This window comes from Massilia sp. 05N420 (assembly GCF_056397205.1).
Genome location: NZ_JBFTMX010000108.1, coordinates 1 through 654, shown reverse-complemented (window position 1 = coordinate 654; position 654 = coordinate 1). Strand labels below are relative to the sequence as shown.

Here is a 654-nt window from a genome sequence, read left to right as displayed (position 1 = left end):
GCGACAAAGCGCGGGATCTCGAGTGAACAAGTGTGCATCCTGGTGGCGCGCGATCGCAGCGGCCAGACCATCGACGCCGTGACCGGCAAGGGCAGCGTGAGCAAGCGGCAGCTGATGCAACACCTGGGACCGCGCCTGGCACCCGACGTGCTGCTGGTGACCGATAGCCATGCGGCCTACCCGGCATTCGCGCGGGAGGTCGGGATTTCACATGAGGCCATCAACGCGAGCGCCGGCGAACGAAAGCGCGGTGCGCTGCACATCCAGAACGTGAACGCCTATCACAGCCGGATGCGCGCCTGGCTGCTGCCGTTCCGCGGCGTCGCCAGCCGTTACCTAAGCCACTACTTCGGCTGGCGCTGGGCGCTGGATGGCCAGCGTATTGCCTGCCCAGACGCCTTTTTGAGAGCGGCGCTGGGCAGATTCAACACTTAATGCAAACAGCGCCCGTTTTTTTTGCGCCGTCCCAATCGGAACATCTTCATTCGGCATCTGTCGGTCAGCACCGAACAGGCCCATAAAAGTGTTGGGTCCGGGCCATCACCGGCGATGCCTGCGGCCGCTTCCTCCGATGCCGTGAACGGCTGAGAATAAAAACAAAAACTCATTTAATTTCAATGGCTTGCGTTTGAGTTGGTGACGCTCGAACGAAGC

General features: G+C 61.2%; 1 protein-coding gene. It reads left to right on the top strand.

All coding sequences use genetic code 11. The features are described 5' to 3' along the window. Positions 1-435: IS1595 family transposase (locus tag AC1DIX_RS27490; RefSeq protein ID WP_477328484.1), on the top strand; the 435-nt coding region annotated here is incomplete at its 5' end. Positions 436-654 lie beyond the last annotated feature (219 nt).